The organism is Streptomyces virginiae, from assembly GCF_000720455.1.
Lineage (GTDB): Bacteria > Actinomycetota > Actinomycetes > Streptomycetales > Streptomycetaceae > Streptomyces > Streptomyces virginiae.
On record NZ_JOAK01000006.1, the window covers coordinates 127,058 to 153,497 of the forward strand.

Consider the following 26,440-nt stretch of genomic DNA (forward strand, 5'->3'; position numbering starts at 1 on the left):
TCCCCCTTGACCTCAAGTGCGCTTGAACCAGGAGTCTGACCCGGTGACTCCCGCACAGACAACTCGCCTCCTGCCGCAGGCCTACCGTCCGCTCTTCGCCCACGCCGGGTTCAAACGGCTGCTGCCCGCCCTGGCGGCCTCCGATCTCGGTGACGGGATGAGCGTGGTGGCGGTGGCGTGGCTGGCCATCGAGATCGCGCCTCCCGGCCGTTCGGGCCTGCTCCTGGGGGCCGCGCTCGCCGCGTACGCGCTTCCCGGCGCCCTCGGCGCGCTGCTCTTCGGGCGCCTCCTGCGCCGCCTTCCCGCGGCGCGGCTGCTGGCGGCCGACAGCCGGATCCGCGCGGTCCTCCTGGGCTGCGTACCCCTGGCCTGGGCCACCGGGTTGCTGCATCCCGTGCTGTACGTGGCACTGCTCGCGGGTTCGTCCGTACTGCACGCCTGGGGCAACGCGGGCCGGTACTCGCTGGTCGCGCAGATGCTCCCGCCGGAGCAGCGGCTGGCCGCCAACGCCCTCCTGTCCTCCAGCGTCTCGGCCTCGATCGTCATCGGCCCGGCCCTGGCCGGGTTCCTGGCCGCGGTGGTCGGCCCCGCCTGGCTCATCGGCCTCGACGCGTTGTCCTTCGCCGTGCTCGCCGTGCAGGTGGGCAGGGTCCGGGCCCCGGGCGGTGAGCCGGAGCCGGAGACGAAGTCGCAGTGGCGGACGGGGTCGGAGGTGGAGGCGGGGGCCGAGGCCGGGGCGAACGGGCAGGGGGGCGCCGTGACCGGCTCAGACCGGCCGACCGCCGGCCTGCAGTTGTTGCGCAAGCAGCCCGAACTCCTCGGCGTCCTGGCCCTGACCTGGTTCTTCAACTTCCTGTACGGGCCGGCGGAGGTCGCGCTGCCGTTGCACGTCACCGACGACCTGCATGCCGGGGCGGGTCTTCTCGGGCTGTACTGGGCGCTGTTCGGCGCGGGCGCCGTGCTGGGCGGGCTGGCCGCGGGCGCGCTGCGGAGGTTCCCGCTCTGGCCGGTGACGCTGGGGATCGTCGCGGGCTGGGGGTTCGCTCTCGTCCCCTTCGGCCTGGGCGCGTCCGCACCCGTCACGCTGGCCTGCTTCACCCTGGGCGGCCTGATCTACGGTCCGTTCACGGCGCTTTCGTACACGCTGTTCCAGGAACGCACCCCGGCCGCCTGGCTGACGACGGTCCTCGCGGCGCGTAGCGCGGCCCTGCTGACCGCCGGCCCGGTGGGCACGGCACTCGGCGGGCCCCTGATCGCGCTGATGGGCCCCCGGGGGGTGCTGGCGGCGTCCGGGATCGCGACGGTCGCTCTCGCCGCCGTCGGGGCGGCGGTCCGGATCCGGAGCACGCGCCGGCCGGCGTCCCGGCCCGTGCACGGATCAGGGCCGTGCGGCGATGCCGCACGGCCCTGATCGTCCACTCCCCCGGTTCACACCAGGGGAGGAAACGGTTCTCCGGAGCCCGGGCCACAGCCCGGGCCGGCCGGGGATCAGGCGGGGGTGATGTTCTCCGCCTGCGGGCCCTTCTGGCCCTGCGTGATGTCGAAGGTCACGGCCTGACCCTCCTGGAGCTCACGGTAGCCCGTGGCGTTGATCGCCGAGTAGTGGGCGAAGACGTCCGGGCCGCCACCGTCCTGGGCGATGAAGCCGAAGCCCTTCTCAGAGTTGAACCACTTCACGGTTCCCGTAGCCATGTTCATGCCTTCCCGTTGACGTACGTCCTCCACACGGCGTGGAGGACGGAGGTGATCGCCCTGGTCCTACGGCACAACACAGCAAAACTGCCCACACCAGAAGGCGTGGGCAAGGCACTTGGAACCACGACAGCTACCGGAGAAGGTACACGCCTGCACGCACTGTCACCAGGGGGAATGATCACGCCTGCGCGGCGGGAATTCGCCCTTGTACGGACTTGCCGGGCGGCGCCGCCCGAAAATGCGTCGAAGGGCGTCCCCCGGATGCCGTAGGGTGAGGTTCACCGACGCGGGGTGGAGCAGCTCGGTAGCTCGCTGGGCTCATAACCCAGAGGTCGCAGGTTCAAATCCTGTCCCCGCTACTGCCCGGAAGGGCCCGGATCCTTGTGGATCCGGGCCCTTCCGTCGTTTCCGGCGGCTGCGGCGTCCGGCCGCGCCGAGCCCCGCACTCCCTTCGGGTCCCGATCCGCCCCACCCGGCGGGCCCTGTCCGGACTCGTGGCGCCGCCGCCCCCGAGGCGGCCGACGCGACGATGAACCGGCCGCATGCCATGTGACCGCAGTCACAGAGAATCCTGTCGTCCGTTGTCGACCGGATGCGGTGCGCCGGGCGTATGCCCGGTGAGAGGGACACATGGATTCGGGAGCGATTTTTGACCGTCGAGGAGTTCGAAGCGTTCTACGCACAAGCGGCGGGAAGGCTCACAGGACAGCTGTACGTGATGCTCGGTGATCATCACGAGGCACAGGACGTGGTCCAGGAGGCCTTCGTCCGCGGGTGGGGTCGCCGGCGCCAGCTGGACCGTGACGGCCGCCCGGAAGCGTGGATCCGTACCGTCGCGTGGCGGCTCGCGGTCAGCCGCTGGCGGGTGCGCCGGCGCAGCGCCGAGGCCTGGCGGCGCACCGCTCCCGCGCCGCACGTGGAGGGGCCGGGCCCCGAGGCGGTCGCCCTCGTCGAGGCGCTGCGGCTGCTCCCCCTGAAGCAGCGCCGCACGATGGCGCTGCACTACCTGTGCGACCTGACCGTCGAACAGATCGCCGCCGAGACCTCGCTGTCCGCGAGCACGGTCAAGACGCACCTCTCCCGCGGCCGCGCCGCCCTCTCACGTCATCTGCAGGATCCGCGCACCGAGGAGGCTCCCGATGCCTGAGTCCCACGACCCGCTGCGGTCGGCCTTCCGCGCCGCGGCCTCCGCCGGGCAGGCCGCGACCTCGCTCCCGCCCGTCTCCGCCATCGAGCATCGCGGCGAACTGGTCCGGCGGCGCCGGATCGTGGGCATCGCCGCCGCCTGCTGCCTGCTCCTCGGCGGATCGGGCGCGGCGCTGGCCGCGTTCCTCCCGCAGGACTCCGGCCGGCCGACGCTCCCGGCGACCACCCCCTCTCCGGTCGCCCCGTCCGACCTGCCGACCTCCGTCCCCACGTCCCCTCCCCCCTCCGCTCCGCCCTCCGCGCAGAGCACCACGACAGCGCTGAACCCGCCGCCCTCCGCGACCGCGGGCGTGGGTGGTGACCCCGACCCGACCTGGACGATGAGCGCCCGCCCGCCCCAGGGGTCGAGGTACCCCGGCACCCCCACCGCCACCACGCAGCCGCCGCCGTAGCGGCGTCCCGCCGACCGCAGCCGGCCCGCCCCGCCTTCACCCCAGCCCGCACCGCCGCCCGCGGACACCGGCCCGGAATCCCGGGCCGGCGGTTCCGCACGTCCTCAGACGGCCCAGGAGATCCCTCATGTCCGTATCAGCCCCGCCTCGGCCGTCCGGGACGCCCCGCTCGCGGCCCGCCCCCGCGCGTCGTCCCGCGATCCCCCGCCCCCGCCGCCCGATCCCCACCCTGCGGTGGCTCGGGCGGGCCGACCGGGAGGTGCTGTGGCTCTACCTGGTGACCCGCGTCGGCATCTGGGCCACCGCGGCCGCCGTCGGCCGGCTCTTCCCCTCCGACGGCGAGAGCCGCCGGCCCATGTCGCTGCTCTCGCCCTGGCAGCGATGGGACTGGTCGTTCTACTTCCACATAGCCAAGGACGGCTACTTCCCCGACGGGGCCGGACCCTGGACGATCGGCTGGGACAACAGGGAGGCCTTCCTGCCCGGCTTCCCCCTCGCCCTGCGCGCCGTGCACACGGTCGTCCCCTCCTGGGCGGCGTCCGGAGCACTGATCTCCTTCGTCGCGGGGGGCGTCGCCGTCGTGGCCCTCGCCCGCATCGCCCGCGGTCTGCTGGGCGACCACGAGGCCGGCCGGCGGGCGGTGACCTTCCTGCTGGTCTCGCCCTGCGCGGTGTTCCTCGCCGCCGGCTACACCGAGTCCCTCTTCCTCGCGCTGGCCCTGCCCGCCTGGCTGGCGGCGCAGCGCCGGAACTGGGCCGCCGCCTCGGTCCTCGCCTGCCTGGCCTGTTCGGTGCGCGTCACCGGGCTCTTCCTCGCGGCCGCGCTCGCCCTGCACTTCCTCCTGACCGCCCGGACCCGCGCCGCCCGGCGGTCCGCCCCCTGGCTGTTCCTGCCGGCCCTCGCGCCGGTGCTGCACAGCTGGTACCTGCACTCGTGGACCGGCGACTGGATGGCCTGGAAGCACTCCCAGGAGCGGGGCTGGTACCGGGATTTCCACCTGCCGTGGGAGGCCTGGTCCAACACCTGGACCGCCGCCTTCGAGCACACCCAGCCCACGGGCTACGCACTGATGTCGCAGGCCGAGCTCCTGGCCATGGTGACCGGCGTCGTCCTCCTGGGCGTGCTGGTACGGGGTCGCCGCTGGCCGGAGGCCCTCTACATCGCCCTCACCCTGTGGGCCCTGGGCACGTCCTACTGGTACACCTCCGTGCCCCGTTCCACCCTGCTGTGGTGGCCGCTGTGGATCGCCCTGGCGGGCTGGAGCATGCGCCGCCCCTGGGTGCGCAGCGCCTACCTGTACGTCGCGGGGCCGCTGTGCACCACGGTGGCCATCACCTTCCTCACCGGACGCTGGGCGGGGTAGCGGGCCTGCTCGGCGGGACACCCCCCTGGCGGGTGGGGGCCGGCGGGGGCGAACGGGCCCCCGGGAGGGCGTCGGGCGCGCATACTCGGAGGATGGCCGACACCACCACCGTCGAGGTCGACACCGACGTGCGCGACCGGCTCGCCGTGCTCGCCGCCGACCGCGGACTGAGCCTGCGCGCGTACCTCGCCGAACTCACCGCCGCCCAGGAGAACGCGACCGCTCTCGCACGCGCCGCCCTGGCCTTCGAGAGCGCCCTGGACCGCCCCGGCTTCCGCGAGGGCTTCGCCCGCGATTTCGGGGGCCTCGCGGCCCGTGACTGACGGCCACGGCTGACGGCCCGCTACCGGCCCGGTCTCGGCGGGCCCGCCACCCGGGTGGCTCCGCCGACGGGCCGGTCCGCCCGATCGTCCCTAGGCTCGGGGAAGGACCGCTTCGAGCGCTGGAGGACGGCTGTCATGACCGATGCGAGCGAGGCGGGGCAGGCCGACCGCACCCTGAAGGCCAAGCACCGGGCGATGTGGGCGCTGGGCGACTACCCGTCCGTCGCATCCCATGTCGTCGCCCCACTGGGGCCGCTGCTGGTGAAGGAGTGCGGGATCCAGATCGGCGACCGGGTCCTCGACATCGCGGCGGGCTCCGGCAACGCCGCCATCCCGGCCGCGCTGGCCGGGGCGGACGTCGTGGCGTCCGACCTGACCCCCGAACTGCTGGAGGTCGGGCGGCACCTGGCCGCCGTGCAGGGCGCGCAGCTGGAGTGGCGGGAGGCGGACGCCGAGGACCTGCCCTTCGCGGACGGCGAGTTCGACGTCGTCATGTCCTGCATCGGCATCATGTTCGCCCCCCACCACCGCACCGCCGCCGACGAGATGCTCCGCGTGTGCCGGGCCGGCGGGACGGTCGGGCTGCTCAGCTGGACCCCCGAGGGTTTCGTCGGCCGGCTCTTCGCCACGATGAAGCCGTACGCCCCGCCGCCCCCGCCCGGTGTGCAGCCGCCGCCGTTGTGGGGCAGCGAGGAGTACGTCCACGAGCTGCTCGGCGACGCGGTGACCGACGTGGTCGCCCGCCGCCGGAAGGTCCCCGTGACCCTCTTCAAGAACCCGTCGGACTTCCGGGAGTTCTTCAAGGCCTGCTACGGGCCGACCATCGCCGTGTACCGCGCGGTGGGCGACGATCCGGAGAAGGTCGCGGCGCTGGACGCGGCGCTCGACGCCCTCGCCGCCGAGCACACCACGGACGGCGTCATGGAGTGGGAGTACCTGCTGCTGACCGCCCACCGCCGCGGCTGACGACACCCCGCCCCGGGGCACACGGCCGGTCAGTCGATGACCGGGTGCACCTCCGGGTGCGCGTCCCACCACTCCCGGTGGAAGCGGTTGTTGTCGACGTTGGCCAGGTAGGCGCGGGCCGCCGCCCCGTAGAGCAGCCGCGCCTGCCCGGCCGAGAGCGCCGAGCGGTTCCAGGCGAGACGGATGCGTCCGGTGATGGGGCTGCCGACGAGCGGGCGCATCACCGTGCCCTCGGCCGTCGGGGCCGTCGGCTGGCAGAGCGAGACCGCGCGGCCGGCCGCGACCAGGTCGTAGTGCATCTTGCGGTCGGTGATCCGGTAGCGCAGTGACGGGCTGAACCCGGCCTCCGCGCAGGCCGCGACGAGTGCCTCGGGGCCGCCGTCGTCGTCCTCCACGGGAGTCATCCACGACTCCCCCGCGAGGTCGGCCAGGTCGATGCGGTCCAGGCCGGCCAGTGGGTGCCGCGCGGACAGCCGGATCCCGAAGGGCTCCTTCGGGATCAGCGTCCTGGCCAAGGCCCCTTCCGGCAGCGGCACTTCGTGGTCGTTGACCTCGCCGTAGACGATCGCGTCGTAGCGTCCGGCGCCGAGCATCCGGGCCAGCGCGGTGACCGAGTCCTCCAGGTCCACGGCGATCTCCCGGCCCGACATCGACAGGTCGGTCTGAGCCAGGAGGCCGTCGAGCAGTACGAGCAGGATGCAGCCGAGCCGCAGCGGGCCGCCGGTCGAGATGGCGCGCGCCTCCGCCCCCAGTGCGTCCATCTCGCTCAGCACGCGCCGTGCCTTCGCCAGGACGAACTGCCCCAGCGCCGTGGGCTCCACGCCGCCGCGTCCCCGTACGAACAGGTCGCCTCCGGTGACCCGTTCGATGCGCCTCAGCTGGGCGGACAGGGCCGGCTGCGAGACTCCCAGCCGTCGCGCCGCGCCCCCCAGGCTGCCCGCCTCCGCTATCCGGAGGACGGCTTGCAGATGCCTCAACTCCAGCTGCATCCGGGCAGCGTACGCAGGGCGCCGCGACCGCACCATAACGCGGACCTTATGCCTGCCGAGATGTCCCATTCTCGTCATGTCCACGCTCATACTCGGCCGCGAACGAACACCCACTCATCCCCGCACCCCCCACGATCGGAGTGGACGTTGCAGCCCACCAGATGGACGGCGGCCGTGGCAGCGATGGCGCTGACCGCGAGCCTCGCCGGCGCCCTGGCCGGGACGGCATCGGCAGCGCAGCAGGCGCAGCCCGCACCGTCCCAGAAGGACACACCCGCCGCACGTGCGGTCGCGGCCGCCGACCAGGCCGTCGACAGCGGTCTCGACTCCCTGGTCAACTCCGCGCAGGAGCAGTACGAGCGACGACTCGTCACCCCCTGGGTGAAGGACCTCTATTCGGTGTCGTACGAGCGCAGCTACCGCGGCCTGCCGGTCGTCGGCGGCGACGCGGTCGTCCTCGCGGACGGCGCCGGCAAGGTCCGCGCCCTCCAGTCCGCCTCCTCCGTACGCATCGACGTCGCCACCCGGCCCTCGGTGTCCGCGAAGGACGCCGAGGCCACCTCGCGGGCGAAGCTCGCCGCGGTCGACAAGGTCGAGAGCAGCCGGCTCGTCGTCCGGCTCAAGGACGACAAGCCCGTGCTGGCCTGGGAGACCGTGCTGAGCGGCCGTACCAGGACCGCGCCCAGCAAGCTCCACGTCTTCGTCGACGCGCGCACCGGCGCCTTCGTCGACAGCTACGACGACGTGGTGGCGGGCACCGGCAACAGCAAGTGGAACGGGCCCGGCCCGGTCACCATCGACACCACCAACTCGGGCTCCACCTACACCCTGCGCGACCCGAACCGGACCGGTCTGAGCTGCGCCGACTACAGCACGGGCACGGTCTTCACGAAGTCCTCCGACTCCTGGGGCACCGGCAACCCCACGAGCAAGGAGACCGGCTGCGTCGACCTGATGTTCGCCGCGCAGAAGCAGTGGGACATGCTCAGCCAGTGGCTGGGCCGCAACGGCGTCAGCGGCAACGGCCGCAGCTTCCCCGCCAAGGTCGGCCTGAGCGACCTCAACGCCTACTGGGACGGCAGCTCGGTCACCATCGGGCGCAACAGTGCCAACGAGTGGATCGCGGGCATCGACGTGGTGGCCCACGAGTACGGGCACGCCATCGACTCCAACACCCCCGGCGGCACCAGCGGCCAGGAGTCCGGGCTCGGCGAGGCCACCGGCGACATCTTCGGCGCGCTGACCGAGGCCTTCGCCAACGAACCGGCGCCGTACGACACGCCGGACTACACGGTCGGCGAGGTGATCAACCTCCAGGGCCGGGGCCCGATCCGCAACATGTACAACCCGCCGGCCGTCAACAACGACCCCGCCTGCTACAGCTCCGCGATACCCGGCACCGAGGTGCACGCGGCCGCCGGTCCCCTGAACCACTGGTTCTACCTGCTGGCCGAGGGCACCAGCCCGGGCGGCGGCAAGCCCAGCAGCAGCACCTGCAACGGGTCCGCCCTGACCGGCGTGGGCGTGCAGAACGCCGGCAAGATCTTCTACGGCGGCATGCTGCTCAAGACCAGCGGCATGTCCTACAAGAAGTACCGTACGGCGACGCTGAACTCGGCGAAGTCGCTGGACGCCACCTGCGACCTCTTCAACAAGACCAAGGCCGCCTGGGACGGCATCACCGTGCCCGCCCAGTCCGCCGACCCGACCTGCACCCCGAGCGGCCAGAACAACGACTTCTCGATGGCGCTGAACCCGTCCTCGGGCACCGTCCAGCAGGGCGGTACGGTCACCACCACGGTCGGCACCACCGTCACCACCGGCACCGCCCAGTCCGTGACGCTGACCGCCTCCGGCCTGCCGGCCGGGGTGAGCGCCTCCTTCGACCCGGCGACCGTGCAGTCCGGCCAGTCCTCCGTGCTGACCCTGACCGCCACCGCCAACGCCGCGCCCGGCACGTCCACGATCGTCGTCAAGGGCCAGGGCACCACGCTGTCCCACACCGTCGACTACACGCTGAACGTCGGCGGGACCCAGCCCGGCAACGACCCGCCGGACATCAATGTCGCCAACGTGCAGGCGCACCTGGCGCAGTTCAACACCATCGCCACCCAGAACGGCGGCCACCGCCGTGCGGGCAGCGCCGGCTACACCCAGTCGCTGGCCTACGTGAAGGGCAAGCTGCAGGCCGCCGGGTACACCGTCACCGAGCAGAACTGCTCCTCCTGCACCTACCCCTCCAACAACCTGATCGCCGACTGGCCCGGCGGCCCCGCCGACCAGACCGTCATGTTCGGCGCCCACCTGGACGGCGTCTCGGCCGGGCCCGGCATCAACGACAACGGCTCGGGCTCCGCGACCCTGCTGGAGAACGCCCTCGTCCTCGCCCAGAAGAACCCGACGATGACCAAGCACGTGCGCTTCGCCTGGTGGACCGACGAGGAGCAGGGCCTCAACGGCTCCGAGTTCTACGTCAACCAGCTCAGCAGCGCCCAGCGCGCGGCCATCAAGGGCTACTACAACTTCGACATGGTCGGCTCCACCAACGGCGGCTACTTCATCAACAACCTGAACTCCGCCACCGCCGCGCCGCTCAAGGCGTACTGGACCTCGCTGAACCTCGCGCCGGAGGAGAACACCGAGGGACAGGGCCGCAGCGACGACTACTCCTTCCAGCAGGGCGGCATCCCCACCTCCGGCTACGCGGCCGGAGCCAGCGCCCGCAAGACCTCGGCCCAGGCCTCGAAGTGGGGCGGCACCGCGAACGCCGCCTACGACCCCTGCTACCACAGCTCCTGCGACACGACGAACAACATCAACGCCACGGTGCTGAACCGCAGCGCCGACGGTGTCGCCTACGCCGTCTGGAAGCAGGCCGTCGGCGGTGAGACGCCGGCGCAGGACTTCTCCGTCGCCGTCAGCCCGTCCGCGGGCAGCGCGGCTCCCGGCGGTTCCACCTCGGCGACGGTGAACACCGCGACCGTCAGCGGCGCGGCGCAGACCGTCGCGCTCTCCGTCTCCGGCGCGCCGAACGGCGTGACCGCGACGCTGAGCCCGTCCTCCGTCCAGTCCGGCAGCTCCTCCGCCCTGTCCGTGCAGGTCGGCGCGAGCACCGCCCCGGGCACCTACACCCTGACGGTCACCGGCTCCGGCACCGTCAGCCACACCACCACCTACACCCTCACCGTCACCGGCGGCGGCTCCTGCACCCCGCGCCAGCTCGTGGTCAACGGCGGCTTCGAGACCGGCTCCGGTCCGTGGAGCGCGACCGCGGGCGTCATCACCAACCAGTCCGGTCAGGCCCCGCACGGCGGCAGCTACAAGGCCTGGCTCAACGGGTACGGGTCCACCCACACGGACAGCGCCTCGCAGTCGCTGGCCGTCCCCTCGGGCTGCGCCTCGTACCGGCTCGGCTTCTTCCTGCACATCGACACGGACGAGGACGAGAACGTCGTCTACGACCGGTTCACCGTGTCCGTGGCCGGCCAGACGCTGGCGTCCTTCTCCAACCTGGACGCGAACTCCGGCTACGTGGAGAAGTCCTACGACCTGTCGGCATACGCCGGCCAGACCGTCACCCTGAAGTTCAACGGCGTGGAGGACCAGTCCCTGCAGACCTCCTTCGTCGTGGACGACGTCACCCTCCAGGTGAGCTGATGCCCGCCTGACCCGCCGAAGTCCGGCCCGGGCCCCGTCCGACGGGGTCCGGGCCGGACGCCTGCCCCTCACGCGGGGCGTTCGTCGGCGAACTCCGCTTCGAGGACCTGCGTGAAGAGGCCGATCGGGTCGTTCCAGTCGCCGTTGACGCTCTGGGCCACGAGGTGCTCGCCGTCGCGCGTGCCGTAGGTGTAGCAGAACGAGCCGTTGATGGCGCCGCCCATGCCCCAGACCTTCGCGCCCGAGGACACCGTCATCGACGACATGCCCAGGCCGTAGGAGGCACCGGGGATCCACTTGCCCTCGGGAGTCGGTCGGGCCGCGAACATCTCCTCCTGCTGGGCCGGCGGCAGCAGCCGGCCGCCCAGCAGCTCGGCGAAGAAGCGGTTCAGGTCGCCGGCCGTGGAGACCATGCCGCCGGCCGACCAGGCGAAGCTGGCGTCCAGCTCGGTCACGTCGTGGACCTCGGCGTCGGGCGCGGTGAGGAAGTTCTTGCTGTAGAGCCGGGCGTGCGGTCCGCGCAGCCCGTGCTCGTCGCCGCCCGGGACGTAGGTGCCGGTCAGCTCCAACGGGCGGGCGATGCGCTGCTCCACCTGGTGGGCGAAGGTCCGGCCGGACGCCCGCTCGATGATCAGGCCGGCCAGGATGTAGCCGGTGTTGCTGTACGTCCAGCCGTCGCCCGGTGCGAAGTCCGGGGCGTGGGCGGTCGCGATCTCCACCAGCTGCTCGGGGCTGAAGCGGTCGAAGCGGTGCTCCAGGAAGGCCGGGCCGTAGTGCCGGGAAAGCAGCCCCTCGTCCACGGAGTAGTTGAAGAGCCCGCTGGTCATGCCGAGCAGGTGCCTGACGGTGATCGCGCCCGCGTCGTTGCCGTTGCCCTTGACCAGGCCCGGGAGCCATCGCTCGACGGTGTCGTCCAGGGAGAGCCTGCGTTCGGCGGCGAGCAGGAGGGCGAGGGTGGCCGTGAAGGTCTTGGTGGTGCTCCCGATGCGGTACTGCTCCTCGGGCAGCCGCTCACGTCCGGTCGCCGTGTCGGCCACCCCCGCCGCGCCGAACCACCGGCCCCGGCGGTCCTGGACCTCGACGACCATGCCGGGGAGGCCGGCCCCGCTCACCGCGCGGTCCAGGACCTCCTGCACGGCGCCGCGCGAACTCGTCTGCTGGGGAACGGGCTTGGTCATCCGTCGGTCTCCTCGATGCGCGCCAGTCACGTTCTTCCCTGTGGGAAAGACGCTACGGCGCCGCACCCGGCCCGCGCTGGCCCGCTCCCGGCCAACATCAATACGACCGAAACGCCCCGGTTCACCCATCCGTGCGCCGCTACTTCGGGCGGCCGCCCCGGCCCCTGCCCTCGGGGGCGATCATGGCGATCAGCCCGTAGTCCAGCTCCGCGCCGTCCACGAGCAGGGCCTCGATGGTGCGGGTGCCGGGGTCGATGTCGGCCTCCATGCCCTGCCCCCGGTAGCGCGGGTATCCGGAGGCCCCCTGCTCGCCGGTCGCCTCGACCACGGCCGACCTCAGAGCGCGGTCCGCCGGGGAGGCGCCACGGAGGTTCTCGATGTGCTCGGGCACCACCAGGATCTCGAAGCTCTGCGGCTCAGTGGTCATGGAACCGAAGCTACCGGATGGGGCACCGCGGAGCCGGTTTCACACGTCGCGGCGCCGCACCACGATCACCGCGAGGGCCACGGCGGTCAGCGGCCAGAGCGCGTACACGGCCCAGGACCCGGGCACCGTGGCGGCGTACCCGAGCGATCCGGGGTCCGCCTCCCAGCTCTGGACGAGCCGTCGCCAGGCCGCCGGGACCATCGCGTGGTTGACGTCCGCCGACCAGAGGGCGCTCTCCGAGAACATCGTGGGCAGCATCAGCAGCGTGAAGACGCCGGTGAGCATGGTCGCGGCCACGTGCCTGAGCAGTACGCCCAGGCCCAGACCGACCAGTGCGGACACGGGGGCCACCAGCGCGGACGCCACCAGCGCCCGCGGCACGCCGGGATGGGTGACCGGCACGGCGGCGTCCCGCGCTGTGGGCCGCGGTGGGCGCGCTCGCCTCAGCCGGTTCCTTCCTCGTCTCCCAGGCCGTGTTGCACGGGGCCGGGGCGCGCCGGCGCCCGGGCGGGCGCCGCCGCCTACCTCCTCGCGGTGGGTCTGCTGGTGGGCGGCGCCCCCCGGGCATCGGGCACGGTCCACGCCGTCGGGTCGCTGCTGGCGGCCGGCCTGCTCGTCGGCCTCGTCCGGCGCGCGCCCCTGGTCGCGCTGGGCACGGCCCTGTTCGGTTCCACCGTGGTCGTGGTGGGCACCCCGGACACCCTGTACGGGAGTGCGGAGGCCGCGTACCAGGGCCAGTTCCTGGCGTACCTGGCGGGCGGGGACGCTCTGGCTGTCAACGCGGTGATCGCCCTGCTGGCGATGGCCGCGTGCTGTATGGCCGGGCTGCTGAGCAGGGAGCGCCGCGAGCATGCGGTGGCCCTGCGAACGCAGGAGGTGGCGGAGGCGGTGACCGCCGAACGGCTCAGGATCGCATAGGAGTTGCACGACATGGTGGCCCACAGCATCGGGATCGTCGCCATCCAGGCCGGAGTGGGGAGCCGGGTGATCGAGACCCAGCCGGCCCAGGCCCACGAGGCGCTGCGCGCCATCGAAGCCACCAGCAGGGAGACGCTGGCCGGGCTGCGGCGCACTGGTGGCGCTCCGTCAGGCGGACGGCGGCCCGGCCGCCGCGCAGCGGTCCTCCCTCGCCCCCTCGCCGGGGCTGGCGGACATCGAACGGCTGGCGGCCGCCACGGCGGACGCGGGGGTGCGCGTCGAGGTGCGGCGCAGCGGGGAGGAGCGTCCCGTGCCGGCAGACATCGGGCTTTCCGCGTACCGGATCGTGCAGGAGGCGCTGACGAACGTGGTCCGTCACGCGGATACCGGGCATTGCCGGGTGGCCATCGGCTTCGAGCGGGAGGAGCTGTGCGTGGAGGTCGTCGACGACGGCCCGGGCGCCGCCGCGGGCGCACCGGCCGGCCACGGCTTCGGCATCGTCGGCATGCGGGAACGGGTGGGGCTGCTGCGCGGCCACCTCAGCGCGGGGCCGCGGCCCGGGGGCGGCTTCCGGGTGGCGGCCAGGCTGCCGCTGCCCGCACCCGTCGCGGCCGCGGTGGAGGGGCGATGACCGTACGGGTGGTGCTCGCCGACGACCAGCCGCTGGTGCGGTCCGGTCTGCGCGTCCTCATGGCCGATCAGCCCGACCTGGAGGTCGTGGGCGAGGCATGCGACGGCGCCGAGGCGGTCCGGCTGGCCGAAGAGGTCCGCCCCGATGTGGTCGTGATGGACATCCGGATGCCCGGTATGGACGGGATCGAGGCCACCCGCCTGATCACCACCGGTCCGGGGACGGCCCGCGTCCTGGTCCTGACCACCTTCGACGAGGACGAGCACGTCCACGGCGCGCTCCGGGCGGGCGCGAGCGGCTTCGTGGTCAAGGACATGGCCCTGGACGACCTCCTCACCGCGGTCCGCGTGGTCGCCGCCGGCGACGCCCTGATCTCACCGGGCGTGACGCGCCGTCTGATCGCGGACTTCGTCGGACGTCCCGCCGCCGGCCCGGAGCGCGCGCCACGGCCGGTCGAGGGCATCACCGACCGGGAGGGGGAGGTGCTGACCCTGGTGGGGCGCGGCCACTCGAACACCGAGATCGCGCGGGACCTCTTCATCACGGTCGCGACCGCCACGTCGCACGTGTCACGCCTGCTCACGAAACTCGGGGCCCGCGACCGGATCCAGCTCGTGATCACCGCCTATGACATGGGGCTGGTCACGCCGCCCCGCTGAGCACGCAGCGCCACGCCCCGGTCGGCCCGCTCGGCCGGCCGCCCGCTCGGCCGGCCGCCCGCTCAGCCCGCCGACCGGTCAGCCCGCCGACCGCGGATAGCCGCGGGTGCGGATCAGGCGGGCGGTCAGCTCGGTGAAGGCGCGGGACGCGGCGCTCTCGTACGCGCTCTCCCGGCGCAGCAGGGTCACGGTGCGGGCGGGCAGGGCGGGGTCGAGGGCGACCTGGCGGAGGTGGGGGTGGTCGTGGGTGACGGCGTCGGGCAGGACGGTGGCCAGCGAGGTGCGCCGGACGATCTCGGTGAGCGCCTGGACGGAGTTCGCCTCGACCGCGATGTGCGGCCGGACGCCGTGGGTGGCCAGGTAGTCGTCGACGTGGCCGCGGGTGGCGAAGTCCCCGCTGAGCAGGGCCAGTCGGCGCGCGGCGAGGTCGCGTACGGGCAGCGGCCCGGTCCCCGGATCCGGGCCGTCGTGTTCGGCGGCGGCGACGACCAGACCGAGGGTCTCCGTGTACAGGGGGGTCGCGGTGATGCCGGGCAGGTGCGGCCGGTCGAAGGCGAGGCCGAGGTCGTGGTGGTCGGCGAGCAGGCCCGCCTCGATGTCGTCCTGCGGCATCTCCAGGAGCTCCAGCGTGACGCCGGGGTGGGCTTCGTGGAGGCCGGCGACGAGCGGGCCGACGAGGTAGGCGGTGAAGGTCGGGGTCAGCGCGAGGCGCAGGTGGCCCCGGGAGAGGTCCGCGAGGTCCTTGACGGCCCGCTCGGCGGCGGCGAGGTCCCGTAGGGCGCCGCGCGCGTGGTGGACGTACGTCGCGCCGGCGTCGGTGAGCCGTACGGCGCGCCCGGTGCGGTCCAGCAGCTGGGCGCCCACGGCGCGTTCGAGCTGCTTCACCTGCTGGGACAGGGTGGGCTGCGAGATCCGCAGCGCCTCGGCGGCGCGCGTGAAGCTGCCGTGCTCGGCTACGGCGATGAGGTAGCGCAGGTGACGCAGTTCCAGGGCCATGCACTCGACTATAGATGGCATCGATAGGAGACATGGATATTGCGTCTTGGACACAATAGATGCAGCTCATGCATGGTGGAACACGTCAAGCCCCACGGGGCGCATCCCACCGGAAGGGGTGGCTGTGCACGCCATGCAGACCCTCGGCCTCGGCCCCCTGCACGATCTCTCGGACGGCGTCGCGCGTTTCCAGCGCGAGGTGTTTCCGGCCAAGGCGGAGCTCTTCGCCCGGCTGGCCGGTACACACCGTCCGACGGCCCTGTTCATCGGCTGCTCGGACGCCCGCGTGGTGCCCGAGCTGATCACCCAGAGCGAGCCGGGCGAGCTGTTCGTCGTCCGCACCGCGGGGAACCTGGTCCCCGCCCACATGCCGGATCCGGACGGGGTGACGGCCAGCATCGAGTACGCCGTCTCGGTCCTCGGGGTCACCTCGGTCGTCGTGTGCGGGCACTCCGGGTGCGGGGCGATGACCGCCCTGGCCGAGGGCGCGGACCTGAGCGCCGCCGGATCCGTGGCCCGCTGGCTGCGGCACGCCGACGCCTCGGTGGCCCGCACCACGGAGACGGGACCGGGCCGGCTGCCCGCGCTGATCCGCGAGAACGTCCGCGCCCAGCTCGCGAACCTGGCCACGCATCCGGCGGTCGCCCGGGCGCGGGCCGCGGGCACCCTCACCCTGCACGGCTGGGTCTACGACATCCCCTCCGGCGGCGTCTCGGACGTCGGCCCCGCAGCGGCCCTCTGACCGCTCCCCCACCACCTGCCTCTCGAACAACGCGAAGGAACCGCTCATGCTGCACGCCCAGTTCGACGCCACCGCCCGCCAGGAGCTGGCCGTCGCCGTCGTCGACGCCAAGACCCGGGGGGACCTCACCTGGCAGCAACTCGCCGACGCCGCCGGCCTGTCGGTGGCCTTCGTCACCGCCGCCCTGCTGGGCCAGCACGCCCTGCCGCTGTCCGCCGCGACGGCGGTCGCCGCGCTGCTGGACCTGGACGAGGACGCGGTGCGCCTGCTGCGGACCGTCCCGACCCGCGGATCCGTCCCCGGCGGCATCCCGACCGATCCGACGATCTACCGCTTCCACGAGATGCTCCAGGTCTACGGCACCACCCTGAAGGCCCTGGTCCACGAACAGTTCGGGGACGGCATCATCAGCGCGATCAACTTCAGGCTCGACGTCCGGAAGGTCGCCGACCCCGAGGGCGGCGAGCGGGCCGTCATCACGCTGGACGGCAAGTACCTGCCGACCAGGCCCTTCTGACGCGGCTTTCGGAACGCGACAGAGCCTCCGGCCCGGTCGGGCGGGAGGCTCTGTGGCGTGAGGTTCGGTGCCCACGTCGACGGCCGTCGGGCCGGCGCGCGCCGTTCGGAGCGCCGGATCGGCGGATCCGGGTGGAACAAGCCGGGGCCCCGTGGGCACTCGCGCAGGCGTCGGAGGCCCCGGCTCGTACAAGGGGACTGCGTCAGCTGCCGGCCGAGACGTTGCCGGACAGGACCGGGATGTTGTCCAGGATGTGGGAGAGCGGCTCGTCGCCCTTGGCCTGGGTGGAGTTCTCGGTGCACTGCTGGTTCTGCGGGTAGCGCCAGCACGGACTGGGCGTTGACCTTCACGGGCAGACCGATGCAGGGCTTGTTCAGGGTGCCCTGGACCAGGCCGAGCTGCGGGCTCTGGTCGCCGTGGGTCTTCTGGTTGCCGTAGATCTGCTGGGCACCGTTGCCGTTGACGGTGTTGATCCCGTTGTCGTTGCCGACGGCCATGGCCGGGGCGGCGACCGCGGCGCCCGCGCCGACGATGGATGCGGTGGCTGCGGCGGTGGCCATGATCTTCTTGAGCATCAGGGGTCCTTATGTCACACGAGTGCATGGGGGTGAGCGCCTTGATCAACGGCCGGGGCGACGTCGGGTTCCGGTGCTTCACCCGATCGGCCGCATGCTCCTCGTCACGCTCCTCGGACGGCCACGTTCACCTCGACCACGTAGTGCTCCTCCACCCATCCGTCGGGGAAGCGGCCCATGAGGAGGGCGCGTTCGTCGGACAGGAACGAGTCCGTGCCCGGCTCACCGACGAGGAAGAGGGAATGCGTGGACAGTTTGGCCAGGTGCGTGTCGACCGGTACCCGGCGCGACCACGACAGGTGACGGTCGGTGAACCGCAGCCCGTCCTGGGAACGGGCGCGTTCGTTGATGTACCAGCCGGGCCCGAACCGGGCCTCGATGCGTGCCTGCTGCTCCGCGATCCATCCGACCGTGACGTCGGGGTCGTTGTGCCAGATCGCGAGCGCCCCGCCGGGCCGCAGCACCCGCAGCGCCTCGGGGACCGCGCGGTCCGGATCGGTCCAGTGCCAGGACTGCGCGTACGTCAGCAGGTCCAGGCATCCGGACGACAGCGGCAGCCTGTTGCCGTCCGCGCGGACCAGCGGAGTGCGGGGGTTGCGGCGCCGGAACTCGGAGGCCATGCCCTCGCCCGGTTCCACCCCGACGACGCGGGCGCCGCGGGCCTCCAGCAGGGAGGTGGCGATTCCCGTACCCGCCCCCACGTCGGCGACGCGGGCGCCGGCCAGGGGAAACCCGGCCAGTTGCTCCAGCGTGTCGAAGAGCTCGGGCGGATACGAGGGGCGGTTCGCGGCGTAGCGCGCGGCCGCGGAGCTGAATGAACGAGCACGGGATTCGGTCGTCATGCCGCCCATGATGCCGCCGGGCCGCCCTTCCGTGGAGTGGGCCGCCGGTGTGGTGGGGGCCGGTGTGGCCGGGACGGCCCGTACGATCGCCCACGGTACGTGGAGAGGCGGATCGCGGATGGTGGCCGCGCGGTATGTCACGGAGCTGGTGGGGGCGTTCGAGCGCCACGCGGGGCGGCCCGCGCTCGGGACCGGACCGGTCGTGCTGGAGTTCCAGGACGTGCTCGACGCGTCGTGGCGGCTCGCCGGAGTGCTGGCCGATACGGGGATCGGGCGCGGCTCGGGGCTGGCCTGTGTCGCGGGCTCGAACCGGCCGGAGGTGCTGCTGGTGCGGATCGCCGCGCACCTGCTGGGTGCGCGGCTGACGCAGGTCCTCGCCGGACCCGCGCTGTACGGGCTGGACTTCATCCTGCGGGACTGCCGGCCGGACCTGGTGGTGCACGACGTACCGGTGCCGGGTACGGGAGCGCGGCGGCTGGATCTGGACGAAGCGGTCCGGGAGGCTCGCGGACGCACGGCTGCCGGGCCGGTGTCCGTAGGGGCGCGGGACGAGGACGTGGCAAGGGTGACGTACACCGGCGGGACGACGGGGCGGCCCAAGGGGGTGGCCTCGACCTTCGGTGCGATGGCCGCGCGGAACTCCGTACGGCCGACGGGCTGGGCCAAGACGGACTACCTGTCGGTCACCTCGCTCGCGCAGCGGTCCGGGGGCCGGTGCCTGGAGCAGTTCCGGGCCGGCGGGCGGGTGGAGATCGTCGAGCCGTTCGGGACGCGGGAGTTCGCAGCTGCCTGCCTGCGTCTGGGGCCGGTGTCCACGTACCTGACCACGTCGATGGTGTACCGGCTGCTGGACGACCCCGTGACCGCCCATGGACTGCCGGGGCTGGAGGCGATCTCCTACGGGGACTCGCCGGTCCATCCGCAACGGCTGCGGGAGGCGGTGACGCGCTGGGGCGGGCAGTGGCGGCAGGGCTACGGCACGAACGAGGCGGGGGTGATCTGCCGGCTGAACCCGGCCGACCACGACGCGGCGGTGGGTGGGCGGCCGGAACTGCTGGCGTCGGTCGGGAGGCCCGTCGACGGTGTGGAGGCCGAGGTCCGCGACGAGCGGGGCGGGGCGGTGGCGGCAGGGCACACGGGTGAGGTGTGGACCCGGTCGGAGGCCGCGATGTCCGGCTACTGGGGCAGGCCCGCGCTGACGGCCGAGGTACTGCGGGACGGCTGGCTGCGGACCGGGGACCTCGGCCACTTCGACGCGGACGGTTATCTGTACCTCGACGACCGGGCCGCGGACGTGGTGATGGTCGACGGGGACAACGTGTACTGCCTGCCGGTCGAGGCGGCGCTCGCCCGGCACCCCGCCGTGGCACAGGCCGTGGTGGTGGGCCGGCACAGCGACCTCACCGGGGAGGAGGTGTGCGCCTTCCTCGTCCCGACGGCAGGGCACGCGCCCGGTCCGGGCGCAGCCGACGGGGCCTGCGAGCTGGTGGAACGGGAGCTGGCCCGCGCACACCGCCCCACTGCGGTGTTCTGGCTCCGGGAAATCCCCCTGACTCCCCGCGGCAAACCGGACAAGCGCCGCCTGCGCGCCCGCGCGGCGTCGGCCACCGATGGCGGGCGCGCATAACGGGAGGAAGTAACCCATACCACCTGACCGTCCGGCCGTGCTGTCCGTGCGTCCTCTTGACGCTTAAGATCCCGGGGTGGAAATCGAACTGGCCGAAGCACTGGACGAACTGGTGGAACTGCAGGAGGCGTCCGACGCGGCGCACGCCGAGTTGACGCAGCTTCAGGAGAAGCTCGGCGAAGCGGCTCAATGGACCGACGAGCAGCACGTGACCTGGCGGGACGCGTGGGAAGACGCCCGCGAACCCTGGTGGTTGCTGGATACGGCCCTCGACCACTACGCGGAGACGACCGGTCTGGACCGGGACGAGCTGGCGGCCATGGTGCAGAAGGCTGCGGGCAGCGTCCCGACGCCGGACGAGGACTGACAGACCCGTCGGCCGGGCGACGCAACGAGCGCTACCTCTGAAGCTGCCCTCCTCTGCAGCAGCCCGCATACGCAGACGTCCCGCCGTAGTAATGAGGGACTTCGGTCCCGCCGACGATTCTTTCCCCGAGCTTGAGGCCACCCTGCGTGATCCGCTGTTCACAGTTGGGGCAGATGGAGACCTCGGTGGGGTTGACGCGGATCAGGACGGCGCTCTTGAGGTCCAGGACCGCTTCGACCGCTTCCTTCCCATGCGTCCGAATGCCCTGCTCCACGAACTCGAAGGCCCCGTACACGTGACCGCAGTTCTCGCATTCGATGCGATTCGCGAAGTGGATGACGTCCTCGAGTCCGAACTCCTTCTCAATACTTCGCTGCTCCTCGTTCGACACGACCTCCACTCCGACTTCCCGAATTCTTTCGGCGGTCCAGTACCAGGCCAAAACAGCTTCGGCGATGTTGCGGGGAACGTAGAACGACGCCGAGATTCCGCCCTCGACCGCCTGTTTCACAAGCTCAACGGCCGAATCACGACTTGCGGAGACCACACAGTCCCCATTCACGGCGACGTCATCAATGCGCGACAGTTTGTTTTCCATGAGGTGGATCCCAAGGTGAAGAGTCATTGTTTCGCTCGACCTGTCGAGCCCACACACGCGGTTCGCTTACAGCTTGTCATTGGCTGGGCGGCTTGCAAGTCGAGGATGTGGACTGTTCAATTGACCCCTCAACAGACTCCCCACGCGACAACAGACGGCCAATGCGTCCCTCCGGGACGACGTTCACCGGCATGTGGGAGCCCTTCACTCTGTTGCTCCGCGAGTGGGCCCTCCCCCTGGGGTTGGCCGTCATCTCCGTCGAGTACCGGATGGCGCCCCGGGTGCGCCATCCCCGACCGGTGGAGGACTGCTACGCCGGTTTCGTCTGGGCTGCCGCGCACGCCGACGAGCCGGGCATCGACCCGGAACGCATCGTGATCGGCGGGAAGAGCGCGGGCGGCGGCCTCGCCGCGGCGCTCGCCCTGCTCATCCGCGACCGGGGCGGGCCCACTCGGCCCACACCCATCGGGCAACTGCTCCTGTGCCCGATGCTCGACGACCGCGGCGACAGCGTCTCCAGCCACTGGATGGCCGGCGTCGGCATCTGGGACCGGACCTCCAACGCGATTGCGTGGCAGGCCCTGTTGGGCGACCTGTACGGCACCGCGGACGTGCCGCCGTACGCGGCTCCCGCGCGGGCGACCGATCTGTCCGGGCTGCCCCCGGCCTACATCGACGTCGGGTCGGCCGAGACGTTCAGTGACGAGGACGTGGCGTTCGCCGACGCGATCTGGCGGTCGGGCGGCGAAGCCGAACTGCACGTACGGCCGGGGGCGTTCCACGGCTTCGACTCCTCCGCGCCGGCCGCGGCCCTGACCCGGGACGCCCGTGAGGCCCGCATCCGCCGGCTCCGGCGCCTCCTCAGCCGTCAGGGCGTGTCCGCAAAGTAGCGTCGGCCGCCCGGAGGGCGGGCCCCGCCGCGCAGGCGGGACTTTGCGGACACGACCTAGGGCCAGACGCCGTCCCCGGTTCGTCCGCGCCTCACCCACTGCGCGAAATCCGCGGGTTCGCCGTCGGGGGCCGGGCTGGCGCCTACGTCCGTGACCAGCCACACCCGGCCGCGCTGCGGTCCGGTGGTCACCAGCAGCCAGAACGCCTGGGCGTCCTGGGCGCGGAGCACGATCGAGCCGTGGGTGAACACCGCGCCGATCCGTGCGTCCTCATCGCCCTCGACGCACTCGTCGTCCTCCCAGATCCACTCCGCCTCCAGGGGGAACAACGCGCCAGGTCGCCTCGGCTCCACACGGGCCCAGCAGCCGGGCAACTGCCCCAGGGGCTGCAGCCCGACGCCGAGCGGGCCCGGCCGGACACCGTTGCCGATCTCGGCGACGAACGACCGGTAGGGCTCCGGCAGCGTCACGCCGTTCGCCGCCTCCCACGCCTCGACCGCCGGGTGTCCCAGGGCCGGCTCGCGCCACTCGGCCGGGAACGCGGACCGCAGGTCTTCGAGGGTGGCTTCGTCGGGGCGTGCGTGAGGTGTTCTCGTCACGGCGCCATGATGACAGCTGCCGTGCAGCCGATTTTTCGAGGGAGGGCCCGGCGTAGTGCCCAGGGTGCCGCCGCCTGCTCGGCTACGCGGCCGGGACCACGCAGGCGCGCATCGCCGCGGCCCATTCCTGGAGCAGTGCGGCGTGGCGGATCCGCTCCGCGTCGGAGAGGCGGCCTTCGGCGCGCGCGAAGAGGCAGCGGATGTCGGCGTTGATCTCGGCGAGGGAGCGTTCGGGGGCCGGGTGGTCGTCAGGCGTCGGGCTCACGTGATCAAGAGTAGGGCCGGGGTCCGACAACCGTGGCCGGTGTCCGGCATGCGGACGGCGCGTCCCGCCGTGGTGGACTCAGTCGGCGATACGGGCGGCCCTGGACCGGAGGTAGCGGCGTTCCGGGGTGCTGAGGGTGAGGCCGGCGGCCTTCGCGTAGGCGGCTCGGGCCGCCGCGCGGTCGCCCGCCATCTCCAGCAGGTGGGCCCGTACGGCTTCCAGGCGGTGGCTGCCGGCGGGGTGGTCCTCGTCGTCCAGGGCGGCGAGCAGGTCCAGGGCCCGGTGCGGGCCGTGCACCATGGCCACGGCGACGGCGTGGCCCAGGCGTTCCGCGGGCCCGGGGACCAGCCGGACGAGCACCTCGTAGAGGGCGAGGATCTCCGCCCAGTCGGTGTCCTCGTCGTTCGCCGCCTCGTCGTGGACGGCGGCGATCGCGGCGCGCAGCTGGTACGGGCCGAGCGGGGTGCGGGTGAGGGCGTCGCTGACGAGGGTGACCCCTTCGGCGACGGCGGCGCGGTCCCAGCGGGTGCGGTCCTGCTCCGCGAGGGGGATCAGGCTGCCGTCCGGCCCGGTGCGGGCGGCGCGCCGGGCGTCGGTGAGCAGCATCAGGGCGAGCAGGCCGGCCACCTCGCCGTCGTCCGGCAGCAGTGCGTGGACGGCCCGGGTGAGGCGGATCGCCTCGGTGGCGAGGTCGGCGCGTTGGAGCTGTCGGCCGGAGCTGGCGGTGTAGCCCTCGTTGAAGATCAGGTAGAGGACGTGGAGCACGTCGGCGAGCCGTGCCGCGTTCTCCTGCCCGTCGGGGGTGCCGAACGGCGACGCGGAGGCTTTGACACGTCGTTTCGCGCGGCTGATGCGCTGCGCCATCGTGGCTTCGGGTACGAGGAGGGCACGGGCGATCTCGGCCGTGGTGAGGCCGCCCACGGCCCGCAGGGTGAGGGCGATCCGGCCGGCGGCGGGCAGGTCGGTGCTGCAGCAGAGGAAGAGCAGGGTGAGGGTGTCGTCCTCGGCGGGGGCGCGGCCCTCGCCGGGTGGCGGCGCGACGAACTCGTCGCGGGGGGTCAGCGCCGCGGCCGTCTCCTCGCGCCGCCTGCGCGCGTCCTCGCTGCGCAGCTGGTCGGTGAGCCGGCGGGAGGCGACGCGGATCAGCCAGCCGCGCGGGTTGCGGGGGCGGCCCTCCTCGGGCCACTGCCGGGCCGCGGCGAGCAGGGCCTCCTGCACCGCGTCCTCCGCGGCGTCGAAGTGTCCGTAGCGGCGGACGAGCGCGCCGAGGACCTGCGGCGCCAGCCGGCGCAGCAGGTCCTCACTCGCGGGTTCGGGGGCGGAGTGCGTCATCAGGGGCGCGTCATCAGAGGTCCGGGATCAGGGTGCGTCTCGGCGTCGTCACATTTCGGTGCCCGAGGCGGAGTCGATGGGCCGGACGACGACCGGGTAGTTCGGTGCCCCCTCGGGCACCGGGCAGGCGTGGGCGCGGGCGGCGATCTCGGCGGCCCGGGCGAAGTCGGGCACGTCGACGATCCAGTAGCCGGCGAGCACCTCCTTGGCCTCGCCGTACGGTCCGTCGGAGATCACCGGTGAGCCGTCGGCGCCCGCGGTCACCAGCCGGGCGAGGCGGGGTTCGGTGAGGCCCTGTCCGTCGACCCATTCGCCGGATTCGGCGAGGTCGTCGTTGAGTGCGGCCATGTGGTCGAACATCGCCTTCAGCTCCGCCTCCGACCATGCGGGGTTGCCGGCGCTCGCCCGGCCGCCCATGGCGTCGTAGTCCGCCTGACTCCCGAGGACCATCAGCATGTACTTCATGGGGTGCCACTCCTTCTGTTCTGGTCGCGGGCTCCCGGGTGGGGAGCCTCTCGCACGGGACGTCGGAGCCGTCCCTCCCATTTCGACATGTGGGCCGCAACCGCGCGAGAACGCCGCGCCGGGGAGCCCGTACCCTGCCGCCATGAAGATCATCGACCTGGAGCCCGGCGACGCCCGGCTCACCACCGACCTGCTTCCCGTGCTGCTCGAACTGCGTCCCCACCTCACCGAGGAGCTCTTCCTCGCGGTCCTCGCGGAGGGGCGGGGCCAGGGGCTGCGCTTCACAGCGGCCTACGACGCGGACGGGGCGTGCGTGGGCGCGGCGGGCTGGCGGATCGTCGCCACCACGTCCGTGGTCCGCAAGCTCTACGTCGACGATCTCGTCACGTCCGCCACCGCCCGTTCCACCGGTGTGGGCCACGCGCTGCTCGCGCACCTGGAGCAGCACGCCCTGGAAGCCCGGTGCACCGTCCTCGCCCTGGACTCCGGCACCCAGCGGACCGACGCGCACCGCTTCTACTTCCGCGAGCGGATGGCCGTGACCGCCTTCAGCTTCGAAAAGCCGCTCCGCTGAAGGTACGGCCCTGTCTTCCGTGACCGAACCGTCGCCGCCCCGAGTCCCGATCGGGCTCGTCGGCCCGGCACCCGCTTGTTAGGTTCCTGGCGTCGTCGACCCCGGGGGAACCGATCCCATGCCCGTAGCCCGAGTGCCCCGCAGCGGCCTGTGCGCCGCTGCCGTGGCCGCCGTCCTGCTCGCCGGGTCCTCCGGATGCGGGACGGCGGACGACGGGGAGTCCTCGGTCTCCGCTCAGGTACCGGCCACGACTTCGACCACGGCCAACGCCACGGCCACGGCTTCCGGGGCTCCCTCGACTGCTGCCTCCGTGCCCGGTACCGCGCCGGCATCGGCCGCGCCCACGACCCGGGCCGCCACGACGCCGCCTCCGGCTCCGACCCGGCTGAACGTCGCGGTGGACACCCGTGGCGGCCGGCTCGCCCTCGTACGGGGCGGCGCCGCGCAGGAGTTCACCGTCACCCTCCGGAACGGGAACTCCGCCGACTACCGGCATCTGCTGGTCGCCCTCCAGATGGAGCTCCTCGTCGGCGAACCCGGACACGCGCCGGGCAGCGGGCCTGGATTCCTGCTGGAGCGGTTCGACCAGGCATCCGGCACCTGGCGGCCGGCCGAGCTGCGCGTCGCGAACGACGCCAGGCCCCTGCCGCTGTTCACGGGCGGCGGGCCGCTCGCCCGCGGGGCGGTCCGTGTCGAGCGTTACCGGCTGCGCGCGACGGCCGGCGGTCCGACGGGCAGCAGCCCGGTGGTCGTGTCCTTCATCGACACCGACGCCGACCGGGAGGCCGCGGCCCATGTCCTGCTCGGGCACAGCACCGGCTGAGCCGTCGTCACGCGGCCGCGCAGGTCTCCCCGACGGCGGAGGCGGCGGTGCGCCAGGCCGCGGTGACGGCCTCGCGGGCCCGGTCCGTCGCCTCCGGCACCCGGGTGGGGAGCTGCAGCGGCGACCCGATGTGCACGTGGAGGCAGGGCCTGCGCAGCGGCGCCGTGAAGACCCCCGCGAGCTGCTTGGTGCGGCTTCCGGAGCACAGTCGGCGGGAGCCGGCCTGGCCCACGGGCACGACGGGGGCTCCGGTGGCGGCGGCGAGGCGGGCCAGGCCGCTGCGGAAGGGGCCCGGGGCGGACTCCCCCGCGTCGCGGCGCGCGGGCAGGCCGCCTTCGCCGTAGAGCAGCACGCTGCGGCCCGAGGCGAGGGCCACGGCAGCGGCGTCCAGGGAGTCCGCGGCCCGGGCGGTACCGCGGTGGACGGCGATGTGCCCCTCGCGGCGCAGCGCCGGCCCGAGCAGCGGTACGCGCCACAGTCCGGCGGTGGCCAGGATGACCGGCTCGATCCCGTGCCGGCGCAGTGCCGCGACCACGACGGCGGGGTCGGCGAGCGAGGTGTGGTTGGCCACGAGGATGGATCCGGTGGCGGGTCGGGCACCGGGGTCGGCGGTGACGGTCAGCCGCCCGAAGGCGGGGACCAGGGCGGAGGCGATTCGGCTGAGCATGGACGGCCCCGTTCGGCGGTGCGGTGGTGTTGCGGTCCATCGTCGGCGGGGGTGACTGCGCGGTCATGAGTAGCCGTACTCACCGAATATGACCGAACGGTCACAAGATCGGGCTCGGGGAACGCGTGGTGCACGGCCCGCATCTAGAAGTGCGGCG

29 protein-coding genes, 1 tRNA gene and 3 pseudogenes are annotated in these 26,440 nt (G+C 72.8%); 19 read left to right on the forward strand and 14 right to left on the reverse strand.

The window, feature by feature from the left end; translation table 11 throughout:
• The first annotated feature begins 43 nt into the window (after nt 1-43).
• Complete coding sequence (locus tag IG86_RS0112600; RefSeq protein ID WP_051785118.1) at nt 44-1,411, forward strand: MFS transporter; 1,368 nt, start codon at nt 44-46, stop codon at nt 1,409-1,411.
• A 77-nt stretch (nt 1,412-1,488) separates the two neighbouring features.
• Here the strand turns inward: IG86_RS0112600 and IG86_RS0112605 are convergent, their stop codons facing one another.
• On the reverse strand, nt 1,489-1,692 hold the full coding sequence (locus IG86_RS0112605; RefSeq protein ID WP_030036890.1) for a cold-shock protein: 204 nt from the start codon (nt 1,690-1,692) through the stop codon (nt 1,489-1,491).
• Between the two features lie 288 nt (nt 1,693-1,980).
• Here IG86_RS0112605 and IG86_RS0112610 point away from each other — a divergent pair.
• From IG86_RS0112610 to IG86_RS0112635, 6 genes are all read left to right on the forward strand, one after another.
• Nucleotides 1,981-2,054 (forward strand) — tRNA-Met (locus tag IG86_RS0112610).
• Nucleotides 2,055-2,344: 290 nt separating this feature from the next.
• Complete coding sequence (locus tag IG86_RS0112615) at nt 2,345-2,842, forward strand: SigE family RNA polymerase sigma factor (RefSeq protein WP_030657916.1); 498 nt, start codon at nt 2,345-2,347, stop codon at nt 2,840-2,842.
• Complete coding sequence (locus tag IG86_RS39855; protein ID WP_051785119.1) at nt 2,835-3,293, forward strand: hypothetical protein; 459 nt, start codon at nt 2,835-2,837, stop codon at nt 3,291-3,293. The genes IG86_RS0112615 and IG86_RS39855 overlap by 8 nt, the downstream gene beginning before the upstream one ends.
• 127 nt (nt 3,294-3,420) lie before the next feature.
• On the forward strand, nt 3,421-4,656 hold the full coding sequence (locus IG86_RS0112625) for a mannosyltransferase family protein (RefSeq protein WP_078905881.1): 1,236 nt from the start codon (nt 3,421-3,423) through the stop codon (nt 4,654-4,656).
• Between the two features lie 92 nt (nt 4,657-4,748).
• On the forward strand, nt 4,749-4,979 hold the full coding sequence (locus IG86_RS0112630; protein WP_030896792.1) for a hypothetical protein: 231 nt from the start codon (nt 4,749-4,751) through the stop codon (nt 4,977-4,979).
• 135 nt (nt 4,980-5,114) lie between these two features.
• Nucleotides 5,115-5,945, forward strand: coding sequence for a class I SAM-dependent methyltransferase (locus IG86_RS0112635; RefSeq protein WP_030819859.1), 831 nt, complete (start codon nt 5,115-5,117; stop codon nt 5,943-5,945).
• A 29-nt stretch (nt 5,946-5,974) separates the two neighbouring features.
• On the opposite strand, the gene IG86_RS0112640 is transcribed toward IG86_RS0112635, so the two are convergent.
• Nucleotides 5,975-6,934 carry a LysR family transcriptional regulator gene (locus IG86_RS0112640; protein ID WP_030896794.1) on the reverse strand — a complete coding sequence of 320 codons (960 nt, stop codon included), beginning with the start codon at nt 6,932-6,934 and terminating at the stop codon, nt 5,975-5,977.
• A gap of 183 nt (nt 6,935-7,117) precedes the next feature.
• Between IG86_RS0112640 and IG86_RS0112645 the strand changes: the two genes are divergently transcribed.
• Nucleotides 7,118-10,591, forward strand: coding sequence for a M28 family peptidase (locus IG86_RS0112645; RefSeq protein WP_037942335.1), 3,474 nt, complete (start codon nt 7,118-7,120; stop codon nt 10,589-10,591).
• Nucleotides 10,592-10,659: 68 nt separating this feature from the next.
• Here IG86_RS0112645 and IG86_RS0112650 read toward each other — a convergent pair whose 3' ends face one another.
• From IG86_RS0112650 to IG86_RS0112660, 3 genes are all read right to left on the reverse strand, one after another.
• Nucleotides 10,660-11,769 (reverse strand): serine hydrolase domain-containing protein, encoded by a 1,110-nt coding sequence (locus IG86_RS0112650; RefSeq protein ID WP_051785120.1) that lies wholly within the window; start codon nt 11,767-11,769, stop codon nt 10,660-10,662.
• A 139-nt stretch (nt 11,770-11,908) separates the two neighbouring features.
• Nucleotides 11,909-12,196: a hypothetical protein gene (locus tag IG86_RS0112655; protein WP_037847789.1), complete on the reverse strand. Its 288-nt coding sequence runs from the start codon at nt 12,194-12,196 to the stop codon at nt 11,909-11,911.
• Between the two features lie 39 nt (nt 12,197-12,235).
• Nucleotides 12,236-12,598 carry a hypothetical protein gene (locus IG86_RS0112660; protein ID WP_051785121.1) on the reverse strand — a complete coding sequence of 121 codons (363 nt, stop codon included), beginning with the start codon at nt 12,596-12,598 and terminating at the stop codon, nt 12,236-12,238.
• Nucleotides 12,599-12,730: 132 nt separating this feature from the next.
• Here IG86_RS0112660 and IG86_RS45320 point away from each other — a divergent pair, with 132 nt between their 5' ends.
• The 4 genes and pseudogenes from IG86_RS45320 (at nt 12,731) to IG86_RS0112670 (ending at nt 14,404) form a co-directional block, all read left to right on the forward strand.
• Nucleotides 12,731-13,114, forward strand: a complete 384-nt coding sequence (locus IG86_RS45320; RefSeq protein WP_338116743.1) for a hypothetical protein — start codon at nt 12,731-12,733, stop codon at nt 13,112-13,114.
• A gap of 12 nt (nt 13,115-13,126) precedes the next feature.
• Nucleotides 13,127-13,210: pseudogene (locus tag IG86_RS45325) on the forward strand (hypothetical protein); the annotation flags it as partial.
• Nucleotides 13,211-13,271: 61 nt separating this feature from the next.
• A complete protein-coding gene (locus IG86_RS43920) occupies nt 13,272-13,745 on the forward strand; it encodes an ATP-binding protein (RefSeq protein WP_051785123.1) in 474 nt (157 codons plus the stop codon).
• On the forward strand, nt 13,742-14,404 hold the full coding sequence (locus tag IG86_RS0112670; RefSeq protein ID WP_030896797.1) for a response regulator: 663 nt from the start codon (nt 13,742-13,744) through the stop codon (nt 14,402-14,404). The genes IG86_RS43920 and IG86_RS0112670 overlap by 4 nt, the downstream gene beginning before the upstream one ends.
• Nucleotides 14,405-14,482: 78 nt before the next feature.
• Here IG86_RS0112670 and cynR read toward each other — a convergent pair whose 3' ends face one another.
• Nucleotides 14,483-15,400, reverse strand: coding sequence for a transcriptional regulator CynR (gene cynR / locus IG86_RS0112675; RefSeq protein WP_030819874.1), 918 nt, complete (start codon nt 15,398-15,400; stop codon nt 14,483-14,485).
• A 157-nt stretch (nt 15,401-15,557) separates the two neighbouring features.
• Here cynR and IG86_RS0112680 point away from each other — a divergent pair, with 157 nt between their 5' ends.
• Together IG86_RS0112680 and cynS are read left to right on the forward strand one after the other, a co-directional pair.
• Nucleotides 15,558-16,142 (forward strand): carbonic anhydrase, encoded by a 585-nt coding sequence (locus IG86_RS0112680; RefSeq protein ID WP_030819876.1) that lies wholly within the window; start codon nt 15,558-15,560, stop codon nt 16,140-16,142.
• 46 nt (nt 16,143-16,188) lie between these two features.
• Nucleotides 16,189-16,659: a cyanase gene (cynS, locus tag IG86_RS0112685; RefSeq protein WP_030896799.1), complete on the forward strand. Its 471-nt coding sequence runs from the start codon at nt 16,189-16,191 to the stop codon at nt 16,657-16,659.
• Nucleotides 16,660-16,861: 202 nt separating this feature from the next.
• On the opposite strand, the pseudogene IG86_RS44280 reads toward cynS, so the two are convergent.
• Nucleotides 16,862-17,234: pseudogene (locus tag IG86_RS44280) on the reverse strand (rodlin).
• 104 nt (nt 17,235-17,338) lie between these two features.
• A complete protein-coding gene (locus tag IG86_RS0112695) occupies nt 17,339-18,076 on the reverse strand; it encodes a class I SAM-dependent methyltransferase (protein WP_030819880.1) in 738 nt (245 codons plus the stop codon).
• Between the two features lie 118 nt (nt 18,077-18,194).
• On the opposite strand from IG86_RS0112695, the gene IG86_RS0112700 reads away from it, so the two are divergent.
• Both IG86_RS0112700 and IG86_RS0112705 read left to right on the forward strand, forming a co-directional pair.
• Complete coding sequence (locus tag IG86_RS0112700) at nt 18,195-19,703, forward strand: AMP-binding protein (protein WP_157854813.1); 1,509 nt, start codon at nt 18,195-18,197, stop codon at nt 19,701-19,703.
• A 76-nt stretch (nt 19,704-19,779) separates the two neighbouring features.
• The gene (locus IG86_RS0112705) at nt 19,780-20,070 is read left to right on the forward strand and encodes a hypothetical protein (RefSeq protein ID WP_030896805.1); all 291 of its coding nucleotides are present in this window, start codon (nt 19,780-19,782) and stop codon (nt 20,068-20,070) included.
• A gap of 31 nt (nt 20,071-20,101) precedes the next feature.
• On the opposite strand, the gene IG86_RS0112710 is transcribed toward IG86_RS0112705, so the two are convergent.
• A complete protein-coding gene (locus tag IG86_RS0112710; protein WP_157854814.1) occupies nt 20,102-20,668 on the reverse strand; it encodes a hypothetical protein in 567 nt (188 codons plus the stop codon).
• Nucleotides 20,669-20,880: 212 nt separating this feature from the next.
• Here IG86_RS0112710 and IG86_RS0112715 point away from each other — a divergent pair.
• Nucleotides 20,881-21,558 (forward strand): annotated as a pseudogene (locus IG86_RS0112715) (alpha/beta hydrolase fold domain-containing protein); the annotation flags it as partial.
• A 56-nt stretch (nt 21,559-21,614) separates the two neighbouring features.
• On the opposite strand, the gene IG86_RS42235 reads toward IG86_RS0112715, so the two are convergent.
• The 4 genes from IG86_RS42235 to IG86_RS0112735 form a co-directional block, all read right to left on the reverse strand.
• Entirely contained in the window at nt 21,615-22,157 is a 543-nt protein-coding gene (locus IG86_RS42235) for an SMI1/KNR4 family protein (protein ID WP_030896809.1), read from the reverse strand.
• Nucleotides 22,158-22,239: 82 nt separating this feature from the next.
• Nucleotides 22,240-22,422: a hypothetical protein gene (locus IG86_RS0112725; RefSeq protein ID WP_030896812.1), complete on the reverse strand. Its 183-nt coding sequence runs from the start codon at nt 22,420-22,422 to the stop codon at nt 22,240-22,242.
• Between the two features lie 78 nt (nt 22,423-22,500).
• Entirely contained in the window at nt 22,501-23,754 is a 1,254-nt protein-coding gene (locus tag IG86_RS0112730) for an RNA polymerase sigma factor (protein ID WP_030819892.1), read from the reverse strand.
• A gap of 48 nt (nt 23,755-23,802) precedes the next feature.
• The gene (locus IG86_RS0112735) at nt 23,803-24,219 is read right to left on the reverse strand and encodes a YciI family protein (protein WP_030819893.1); all 417 of its coding nucleotides are present in this window, start codon (nt 24,217-24,219) and stop codon (nt 23,803-23,805) included.
• A gap of 142 nt (nt 24,220-24,361) precedes the next feature.
• On the opposite strand from IG86_RS0112735, the gene IG86_RS0112740 reads away from it, so the two are divergent.
• Nucleotides 24,362-24,793, forward strand: coding sequence for a GNAT family N-acetyltransferase (locus tag IG86_RS0112740; protein ID WP_030819894.1), 432 nt, complete (start codon nt 24,362-24,364; stop codon nt 24,791-24,793).
• Nucleotides 24,794-24,911: 118 nt separating this feature from the next.
• Nucleotides 24,912-25,616, forward strand: coding sequence for a hypothetical protein (locus IG86_RS42955; RefSeq protein WP_157854815.1), 705 nt, complete (start codon nt 24,912-24,914; stop codon nt 25,614-25,616).
• 7 nt (nt 25,617-25,623) lie between these two features.
• On the opposite strand, the gene IG86_RS0112755 is transcribed toward IG86_RS42955, so the two are convergent.
• Nucleotides 25,624-26,283, reverse strand: a complete 660-nt coding sequence (locus IG86_RS0112755; RefSeq protein ID WP_030819897.1) for a lysophospholipid acyltransferase family protein — start codon at nt 26,281-26,283, stop codon at nt 25,624-25,626.
• Between the last annotated feature and the right edge of the window lie 157 nt (nt 26,284-26,440).

What these genes read in the sequence shown, in the direction of transcription:
- cynS (WP_030896799.1), top strand. Translation starts at nt 16,189, where the DNA reads ATGCTGCACGCCCAGTTCGACGCCACCGCCCGCCAGGAGCTGGCCGTC.
- IG86_RS0112650 (WP_051785120.1), bottom strand. Translation starts at nt 11,769, where the DNA reads ATGACCAAGCCCGTTCCCCAGCAGACGAGTTCGCGCGGCGCCGTGCAG.
- IG86_RS0112625 (WP_078905881.1), top strand. Translation starts at nt 3,421, where the DNA reads ATGTCCGTATCAGCCCCGCCTCGGCCGTCCGGGACGCCCCGCTCGCGG.
- cynR (WP_030819874.1), bottom strand. Translation starts at nt 15,400, where the DNA reads ATGGCCCTGGAACTGCGTCACCTGCGCTACCTCATCGCCGTAGCCGAG.
- IG86_RS0112740 (WP_030819894.1), top strand. Translation starts at nt 24,362, where the DNA reads ATGAAGATCATCGACCTGGAGCCCGGCGACGCCCGGCTCACCACCGAC.
- IG86_RS42955 (WP_157854815.1), top strand. Translation starts at nt 24,912, where the DNA reads ATGCCCGTAGCCCGAGTGCCCCGCAGCGGCCTGTGCGCCGCTGCCGTG.
- IG86_RS0112645 (WP_037942335.1), top strand. Translation starts at nt 7,118, where the DNA reads ATGGCGCTGACCGCGAGCCTCGCCGGCGCCCTGGCCGGGACGGCATCG.
- IG86_RS0112710 (WP_157854814.1), bottom strand. Translation starts at nt 20,668, where the DNA reads ATGGAAAACAAACTGTCGCGCATTGATGACGTCGCCGTGAATGGGGAC.
- IG86_RS0112670 (WP_030896797.1), top strand. Translation starts at nt 13,742, where the DNA reads ATGACCGTACGGGTGGTGCTCGCCGACGACCAGCCGCTGGTGCGGTCC.
- IG86_RS0112605 (WP_030036890.1), bottom strand. Translation starts at nt 1,692, where the DNA reads ATGGCTACGGGAACCGTGAAGTGGTTCAACTCTGAGAAGGGCTTCGGC.
- IG86_RS0112755 (WP_030819897.1), bottom strand. Translation starts at nt 26,283, where the DNA reads ATGCTCAGCCGAATCGCCTCCGCCCTGGTCCCCGCCTTCGGGCGGCTG.
- IG86_RS39855 (WP_051785119.1), top strand. Translation starts at nt 2,835, where the DNA reads ATGCCTGAGTCCCACGACCCGCTGCGGTCGGCCTTCCGCGCCGCGGCC.
- IG86_RS0112630 (WP_030896792.1), top strand. Translation starts at nt 4,749, where the DNA reads ATGGCCGACACCACCACCGTCGAGGTCGACACCGACGTGCGCGACCGG.
- IG86_RS0112655 (WP_037847789.1), bottom strand. Translation starts at nt 12,196, where the DNA reads ATGACCACTGAGCCGCAGAGCTTCGAGATCCTGGTGGTGCCCGAGCAC.
- IG86_RS0112700 (WP_157854813.1), top strand. Translation starts at nt 18,195, where the DNA reads ATGGTGGCCGCGCGGTATGTCACGGAGCTGGTGGGGGCGTTCGAGCGC.
- IG86_RS0112640 (WP_030896794.1), bottom strand. Translation starts at nt 6,934, where the DNA reads ATGCAGCTGGAGTTGAGGCATCTGCAAGCCGTCCTCCGGATAGCGGAG.
- IG86_RS0112730 (WP_030819892.1), bottom strand. Translation starts at nt 23,754, where the DNA reads ATGACGCACTCCGCCCCCGAACCCGCGAGTGAGGACCTGCTGCGCCGG.
- IG86_RS0112695 (WP_030819880.1), bottom strand. Translation starts at nt 18,076, where the DNA reads ATGACGACCGAATCCCGTGCTCGTTCATTCAGCTCCGCGGCCGCGCGC.
- IG86_RS0112735 (WP_030819893.1), bottom strand. Translation starts at nt 24,219, where the DNA reads ATGAAGTACATGCTGATGGTCCTCGGGAGTCAGGCGGACTACGACGCC.
- IG86_RS0112635 (WP_030819859.1), top strand. Translation starts at nt 5,115, where the DNA reads ATGACCGATGCGAGCGAGGCGGGGCAGGCCGACCGCACCCTGAAGGCC.